This window comes from Microvirga sp. GCM10011540 (genome assembly GCF_042650665.1).
GTDB lineage: Bacteria > Pseudomonadota > Alphaproteobacteria > Rhizobiales > Beijerinckiaceae > Microvirga > Microvirga lenta.
Genome location: NZ_JBHSBQ010000096.1, coordinates 1 through 6,757 on the forward strand (window position 1 = coordinate 1; position 6,757 = coordinate 6,757).

Below are 6,757 nucleotides of genomic sequence, written 5' to 3' on the forward strand. Positions count from 1 at the left end.
TCATCCGCTTGTCCGTGGAAGCCTCGGCGCCGCATCGGCAGCACCGCGATGAACCCGATATAAGTTCACCAAACCTCCCCGTCAACCCCCCTCCTCAAAACCAAAAGAAGAAGATGCCAACGGAAACTCCCTCGAAAGGGACCCGACAGAAGGAGGCTACAAGCCCCATTCTCTCAGGACCGGCACCGGAACCACTCAGTGGCCCGCCGCCGATGAACAGTTATCTACAGTAGGCCTTTCGGAAGGTCAACACTCGATTTGAAAATTTTTCGACCAAACCGAGCAATCATTCGAACCGTCAAAGAACAAGACGCGTTTCATCGCCCGCAAAAGCACATCTGCTCTTGCGGTTTCACGTTCTCGAGCAGCAAAAACCACCCGACTACTTGGCGATGTCGTCAGAGGAGCCGCTTTCGTCTGCCTCGGGAAGAGGAGACTATGGCTCATGCCGGTGAACGGACGAGAGGTCCGCTCCGACCCGGAGCGCGCAGCAGGATTCCGTGGAGCCCGGCAGCAGCGTCGGCGTCATGTGAGATTGAAGCTCGCCTGGATGAACATCCGGCGGGGCTGCGGATATGTCGATTGGCGGCCCGTTTGTCAACGCCTTTCTTGCGACTTTCGTCGGACGGCACTCCGGCCGGGCCCGTCACTCCCTGGGGCTGGGCCGGGTGAGCAGATAGAGAGCGACGCCGCCCATGACGAAGGCCAACGCGACAGCGAGAATCCCGCTCCGCGTCAGCCATAAGCAGAAGGCATAGGACAGCCCGAGAGCCGCGACGGCATAGCTCTTGGCCCGGACAGAAATCGCGCCCTGGTCCCGCCACTGCGAGAGCGCCGGTCCAAAGCGCGGATGGCCGTAGAGGCGATCGGCAAGGGCCGGATTGGAGCGCGCAAAGCACCAGACTGCGAGGAGCAGAAAGGGCGTCGTGGGCAGAAGGGGCAGCACCACCCCAAGCGCTCCGAGCGAGACGCTCAAATAGCCGAGGCAAAGGTGAAGCCTTCGCATGATCCCTCTTCCGCCAGGCGCCGGTAGGAATTGCCGTCTCAACTCCGCTTCCCGAACCGCCGCGGTTACGGCAGCGGCCGGAAAACAGGAAGACGGCATCTCGGCAACAACTGCCCAGGAGCGGGAGGGTTCGCCTTGCTCCGTCTGCAAGGGCGCCAGCATCGTCAGACGCGGGACCCGTGCTCGTCCCGCAGCTCCTGCAATTCCGCGGCATTGGGACAATAGTCCACGAACGCGACTTCCGCCTCCCCACGATCCAGGTCTCGGCGGCAGCGCCCTGACTCGGAGCATTCGGTGCAGACGACGCTCATATCCCGCATCAGCGCCGCATGGCTGCGTCCTGCTCCTTCCGGGTCGAGGCCGAGAGCCGTCATGAGGCGAGGCAGCTCCGCGCCCGCCTGCGGGCCTCGGGCGACCAGAGCCGCGAGCACCTCTTCCGAAATCCCGATATCGCGCGCCAACGCCTGGCGCTCCTCTAAGCCGAGATTCGCGAGCTCACGAGCCTGCATCCATCCCGCCTGCCATTGCCTGATCGCTGTTGCCAAACTCATGAAAGGCTCCTCCTGCTTGCGACGAGGTTGCCTCAGGACAGACCTTGGAACATTGATCCAGAGCAAACGGGAGCCTTCCCCCGAGCGCGAAGCGGAAGGGACAGGCGAGCAATCGTTCCGCCAAGTCGCGGCTCCGGCAGCAGGCGAAGACGGCTCCTACCCGGCCCGGCCCGCTCCTAGGGCGATCGCCCGCTCCGCCAGCTCGACGGTCGAGGCACGGGATCGTGCTCCGCATATGAAGCCGCTCGGATGGCAGAATACGCCATCCTCAATTCCGGCAGCCTTGGAGAAGGCCTCGTCCTGCAATCCGCGCCAGGTTTCGGGAAGGGACAGCCGCTGGCCGAAGGAGTTCGGCTCCGGAGGGACGGCCCGGCAGTACCATGCTCCCCCCTCCTCTCCCGGGTAGATGACGAAGAGCACCTCGTCCAGGCCTCCCTCGTACACGGCCTTTTCCCAGGGCAGCTTGCGATCGAGGACGACGATGCGCGGATCGCGCGCCTGTCTGGCCGCGGCGAGAACAAGGACAGCCGCCCGGGCCGACGCATGGGCCTGCCGGCATGCCCGAACGAGGACGCCTCGCGCCGTTTCGGCGGCCTCCCCAAAAGCGGTGTCGTAGGGCTTCGTGCTGTCCCAGGTCGGATTGAAGGCTTCCACCAGAAGCGCAAGATGCCCCGGGCTGACGGGGCCGATCCCATTATCCGCCTGATCGATGGACAGGATCAGGTCATTATCGATCTCCTGCCACACCGTCTCGAGCGTCTCAGCCTCGATATCCGGCACGAGCTGCGGCAGGGCATCGCGGCCGTAGTCCCGCCAGACGAGGCCGACGGAGCTGTAGGGCGTGCCATCGGCTCTGCGGGGCAGGTCTCTCATATGATGGTCGTAGCGGCGTGCCTCCGGGTCGTAGACGCCCCCGACGTCGAAAACCAGATCCGCCTCCCCGATGATCCGGGCGTCGCGGGTCCGGACGAGGTCGATAGGTCCCAAAGCCGCCTGCAGAACCACGGAGGCGAAAACATCGTCGGCATGGAACCGACCGCTATGGGTCACAACCTTCATACTCTCCACCGCCCCGTCATGCTCGAAGGGTAACCGGGCCGCCGTGTGGCTCAGCCGGACCAGACGAGAGCGGACGGACCCGCGATGATCTGGAAGGTTGCCGTGTCGGCCCTGACCGACGGACCGCCGTCGTTTTCGAGAAACTGGAGCGGGCGATGGGAATCGAACCCACGACATTCAGCTTGGGAAGCTGACGTTCTACCTCTGAACTACGCCCGCATGGCGCAAATCTTAGAATGCTTCCCGGGCCGTTCGTCAAGGCCGGACCGCCCGGATCGTCCCTGTCGGGTTCAGCCGCGCGGCAGGGCGCCGATGATCGGCCCCATAGGAAGTAGCCCGTCCTTGCGGTTCAACTCGGGGGAGTAGAGGCTGGAAATGCTTCCGTCGAGGAACAGCGCGTTGGGACAATCGAGCTCGTCGCGGAAGAACGAGGCGAACTCATGGAACGTCACGGGCTGGTTCGAAATGGCGAAGACCACCGTGTGCTGCCCACGCACGCCTACCCCATTGCGGATCTTCCGCGAGGTTCCGTTTTCCGAGAATTTCGGATGGATCCGACCGTTGATGACCAGCATCGGCCCGGACTGCGTCGCGAAATCCGGCTTGATCTTCTGGCGCAGGTAGCGCGAGGTTTCGAGAACCCCGGCCCTGTTGCCTTTGACGAAGAAGATCCCGTTGGGCTTCATGTGGAAATTGCCGGGCCCGCCGGCCGTGTTGGCCCGCTTGAACTCCCGCCCGTTCTCGACATAGAGGCCGACGGGCGCCAGCTGCTCGTCATACATGCCGCCATTCATGGCAAAGAGCAGTTCCGAGCCCTTCGGCCCACTCAGCAACCGGCTGAACGAACCATAGGCCTGTCCGTCAGGGTCGCGCCAGAAGAGCCTGACCTGATGTCTGCGGAGATCGACCGTGCAGACCGCGAACTCGTTTCCGGCACTCCGCACCGTCCGGCAGACCTCGCCCATGGGTGCGGCCTGTCCCGGGCCAGCGGTCGACAGCACCACCGCAACGAGCATCGCCAGAGTTCTTGCAAGATTCAGCATATCGTTTCCCTGATCACGGCTGCGGCCGCGGGCGGAGCCTGAATTCAAGTGACCAAGATGGTCAATCGAGCGCTCGTGTCGAGACCCGGCTTGTAGATCGGCCTCCCCATCAACACATTGGGAGCACGGCGACAACAGGCATGAAAACGGCTATTCTGGCAGCCATGACCAAAATCTATCCCTTCTGGACTTCCCCGATCAGGATGATCGTCCTGGTCCTCCTGGGACTTGCTCTCCTGGCATTTGCGTTCTTCACGCTCGCCGTTCTGCTGCCGATCGCCGTCATCGGCGGCATCGCCCTCCACTTCTATCTCCGCCACCGACTGCGCAAGGCGCAGCGCCGCGGCCAGGATGGGGTAATCGAGGTGGAGTACACGGTCGTCGACCGTCGATAGGCCCAAGCGAGTTCCCGTGCGGACATCCCTCGGTGGAATACGCCCGCCGCGCGCTATGCCGGTCGGGGCCATATCCCTGCCGTAACGTCTCTATAAAGTCTCTATCGTCCTGACAAACGGCAGCTGCCGGATTAAAGCAGCCGGCAGCTTCGTATACCGTGCATGAGAGACAGCAAGCGCATAGACGTCATCGGTCTGCTGGGCCCGCTGCGGCGCTATGCCCGGTCGTTGACCAGGGACGACCACCAGGCCGAGGATCTGGTGCAGGACACCCTTGTTCGCGCCTACGAGCGGCGTGGCTCGTTCCATTCCGGCGGCAATCTGCGGGGCTGGCTTCTCTCGATCCTGCACAACACCTTCATCGACGATCGCCGTCGCCAGGCTGCCGAGGCGCGCCGGGTGCAGCAGATCGCCGAAGCCATGGTGCATTCGTCCCCTGCGGAACAGGAGAGCCGGGTCCGGCTCCAACAGATCCAGCAGGCATTCATGAGCCTCCCGGATGATCAGCGCGCCGTCCTCCACCTCGTCGCGATCGAGGGGCTGTCGTACCAGGAGGCTGCGGCGACGCTCGACATTCCCATCGGGACCCTGATGTCGCGGCTTGGTCGCGCCCGCGCCGCCCTGCGGGCCTTCGAGGCGGATCCGGATCAGCAGCAGAACGCTTCAAGCCGGCCACGTCCCAATCTTCGCCTGGTGGGAGGCGCCCGTGATTAATCCCATCACCGAAACGGATCTCCTGGCCTATGTGGACGATCAGATCGACGTCGCCCGGCGGATCGAGATCGAGGACTACCTCGCCCGAAATCCCGAGGCCGCGGCGCAGGTCATGGCCGATCTGCGGACGCGGGACCTTCTGCGTCTGGCGATGACGGAAGAATTGCAGCGCCCCCCCGAGGCGATGATCGAGGCGGCCCGCCGTCTCGGAAGAGGCCTCGTCTGGCGCGAGTTCAGCCTGAAACTCCGCCGGATCGCGGCCGTCGTCGCCCTGATCGGGATCGGGTGGTTCGCACATTCCCAGGTCGGATTGTTCGAAATCACCGACAGCGAGGCTTCGCCGAAGCCCCCTGCCTTCGTCGAGGACGCGCTCCATTCCCACCAGACGGCTTTCCTGCGCGCCCGCATGGCATCACAGCCGCCGGTTGCCGAGTACAATCCGTCCGAAATTGCAGCGGAGACCGGAATTGCACTCCCGCCGCTGCCGGACGACTGGCGCGTTGCCGACGTCCAGGTCTTCCCCTCGCGGGACGGCCACAGCATCGAGATGGTCATCGAGACGAAGGATCTCGGGCACCTGTCCCTCTTCGCGGCGCATGTCTCCTCGTTTCATGTGATCGCGCCTACCATCGCCCGCTTCGATTCCACGAAGGCCGCTTATTGGCAGGTGGGCCAGCTGGCCTACGCGCTGACTGGAACGGCCAACGAGGGCGCCATGCAGCGCATGGCGTCGAAACTGGCCCGAACTGTGCACTAACTCCCTGACAAGAAGGAAGAACCGATGAACACACCCTATGCGTGGCAGACCGGAAACGCGCATACGACCACTGCCATCTTCGACGAAGGCCTGCGCCGGCACATGCTGCGCGTCTACAACTACATGGGCATCGGCCTGGTGCTGACGGGGCTGGTGGCATTCTTCGTCGCCTCGACCCCGGCCCTGTACGTGCCGATCTTCCAGAGCCCGCTGAAGTGGGTCGTGATGCTGGCGCCGCTGGCGTTCGTGTTCTTCTTTTCCTTCCGCATCAACGCCATGTCCGCGGCGACGGCCCAAATGGCCTTCTGGGCCTTCTGCGCCGTCATGGGCCTGTCGCTCGCCTCGGTCTTTCTCGTCTTCACCGGCACCAGCATTGCCCGCACGTTCTTCATCACGGCGGCGATGTTCGGAGCGACGAGCCTCTACGGCTATACGACCCGCCGCGATCTCTCGAAGTTCGGCTCGTTCCTGGTCATGGGCCTGATCGGCGTGATCATCGCCTCGCTGGTCAACATCTTCCTCGCGTCGAGCGCGCTGCAGTTCGCGATCTCGATCATCGGCGTCCTGGTGTTCACGGGCCTGACCGCCTACGACACCCAATCCATCAAGGAACAATACGCCGAGAGCCATGGCCACGAGGCGAACAGCAAGATGGCCGTTTTCGGCGCCCTCTCGCTCTACCTGAACTTCGTCAACCTGTTCCAGCTTCTGCTCAGCCTGACCGGTCAGCGGGAGGAGTAACCGCCCCGAAGCCTGTGCCATTCGGCTGCCCGACCGCGGGCGGCCGATTTCCATTCGCCCCGGCCCTCGCAGACGCCGGGGCCGCGATGCCGGGCCGACAGGCCCGGCTTCATGCCGTAAGGGAATCAGCCTTTCGCCAGGAAGACGGACGCGATGGCGCGTCGGGCCAGAACAAAGAGCCAGCTTGACCGTTATTGGGAGACAGTGTCCCGACATGCTATCGCTCATGCCGCTCTTTGCATCCGACAGGTCCCGTCTTGCACCCTCTCCTGCCCCACGGCACAACATTCCTAAAGAAAGCGCCCCTGGATGCCCTGTCGGGCACGGCGGCTAGAAGGAACGACCCATGAATTTCGAATGGCTATCCGACCCGACGGCACTGGCGGCACTGGCGACCCTGATCGTCATGGAGGTGGTGCTCGGTATCGACAACCTCATCTTCATCTCGATCCTGACCAACAAGCTGCCCGAAGCTCAGCGCTCGAAGGCCC

8 protein-coding genes, 1 tRNA gene and 1 pseudogene are annotated in these 6,757 nt (G+C 63.6%); 5 read left to right on the forward strand and 5 right to left on the reverse strand.

Features of this window, described 5'->3' with window-relative positions; translation table 11 throughout:
- Positions 1-646: 646 nt before the first annotated feature.
- From ACFOYU_RS15550 to ACFOYU_RS15570, 5 genes are all read right to left on the reverse strand, one after another.
- The gene (locus ACFOYU_RS15550) at positions 647-1,006 is read right to left on the reverse strand and encodes a YbaN family protein (RefSeq protein ID WP_377034292.1); all 360 of its coding nucleotides are present in this window, start codon (positions 1,004-1,006) and stop codon (positions 647-649) included.
- A 164-nt stretch (positions 1,007-1,170) separates the two neighbouring features.
- Entirely contained in the window at positions 1,171-1,557 is a 387-nt protein-coding gene (locus tag ACFOYU_RS15555) for a DUF6455 family protein (protein WP_226742775.1), read from the reverse strand.
- A 156-nt stretch (positions 1,558-1,713) separates the two neighbouring features.
- Positions 1,714-2,616 (reverse strand): MYG1 family protein, encoded by a 903-nt coding sequence (locus ACFOYU_RS15560; RefSeq protein WP_377034293.1) that lies wholly within the window; start codon positions 2,614-2,616, stop codon positions 1,714-1,716.
- A 144-nt stretch (positions 2,617-2,760) separates the two neighbouring features.
- Positions 2,761-2,835, reverse strand: a tRNA-Gly gene (locus ACFOYU_RS15565).
- Between the two features lie 71 nt (positions 2,836-2,906).
- Entirely contained in the window at positions 2,907-3,659 is a 753-nt protein-coding gene (locus ACFOYU_RS15570) for a phosphodiester glycosidase family protein (protein WP_377034294.1), read from the reverse strand.
- Positions 3,660-3,799: 140 nt separating this feature from the next.
- Here ACFOYU_RS15570 and ACFOYU_RS15575 point away from each other — a divergent pair, with 140 nt between their 5' ends.
- The 5 genes and pseudogenes from ACFOYU_RS15575 to ACFOYU_RS15595 form a co-directional block, all read left to right on the forward strand.
- On the forward strand, positions 3,800-4,054 hold the full coding sequence (locus ACFOYU_RS15575; protein WP_377034295.1) for a hypothetical protein: 255 nt from the start codon (positions 3,800-3,802) through the stop codon (positions 4,052-4,054).
- A 162-nt stretch (positions 4,055-4,216) separates the two neighbouring features.
- Complete coding sequence (locus tag ACFOYU_RS15580; RefSeq protein WP_226742779.1) at positions 4,217-4,768, forward strand: sigma-70 family RNA polymerase sigma factor; 552 nt, start codon at positions 4,217-4,219, stop codon at positions 4,766-4,768.
- A complete protein-coding gene (locus tag ACFOYU_RS15585) occupies positions 4,761-5,525 on the forward strand; it encodes an anti-sigma factor family protein (protein ID WP_377034296.1) in 765 nt (254 codons plus the stop codon). The genes ACFOYU_RS15580 and ACFOYU_RS15585 overlap by 8 nt, the downstream gene beginning before the upstream one ends.
- A 24-nt stretch (positions 5,526-5,549) precedes the next feature.
- Positions 5,550-6,266 (forward strand): Bax inhibitor-1/YccA family protein, encoded by a 717-nt coding sequence (locus ACFOYU_RS15590; protein ID WP_377034297.1) that lies wholly within the window; start codon positions 5,550-5,552, stop codon positions 6,264-6,266.
- A gap of 346 nt (positions 6,267-6,612) precedes the next feature.
- Positions 6,613-6,757, forward strand: a pseudogene (locus ACFOYU_RS15595) (TerC family protein); the annotation flags it as partial.

Bases quoted from the DNA above. Each gene is read 5' to 3' on its own strand.
- ACFOYU_RS15550 (WP_377034292.1), bottom strand. From the start codon at position 1,006: ATGCGAAGGCTTCACCTTTGCCTCGGCTATTTGAGCGTCTCGCTCGGA.
- ACFOYU_RS15555 (WP_226742775.1), bottom strand. From the start codon at position 1,557: ATGAGTTTGGCAACAGCGATCAGGCAATGGCAGGCGGGATGGATGCAG.
- ACFOYU_RS15560 (WP_377034293.1), bottom strand. From the start codon at position 2,616: ATGAAGGTTGTGACCCATAGCGGTCGGTTCCATGCCGACGATGTTTTC.
- ACFOYU_RS15570 (WP_377034294.1), bottom strand. From the start codon at position 3,659: ATGCTGAATCTTGCAAGAACTCTGGCGATGCTCGTTGCGGTGGTGCTG.
- ACFOYU_RS15575 (WP_377034295.1), top strand. From the start codon at position 3,800: ATGAAAACGGCTATTCTGGCAGCCATGACCAAAATCTATCCCTTCTGG.
- ACFOYU_RS15580 (WP_226742779.1), top strand. From the start codon at position 4,217: ATGAGAGACAGCAAGCGCATAGACGTCATCGGTCTGCTGGGCCCGCTG.
- ACFOYU_RS15590 (WP_377034297.1), top strand. From the start codon at position 5,550: ATGAACACACCCTATGCGTGGCAGACCGGAAACGCGCATACGACCACT.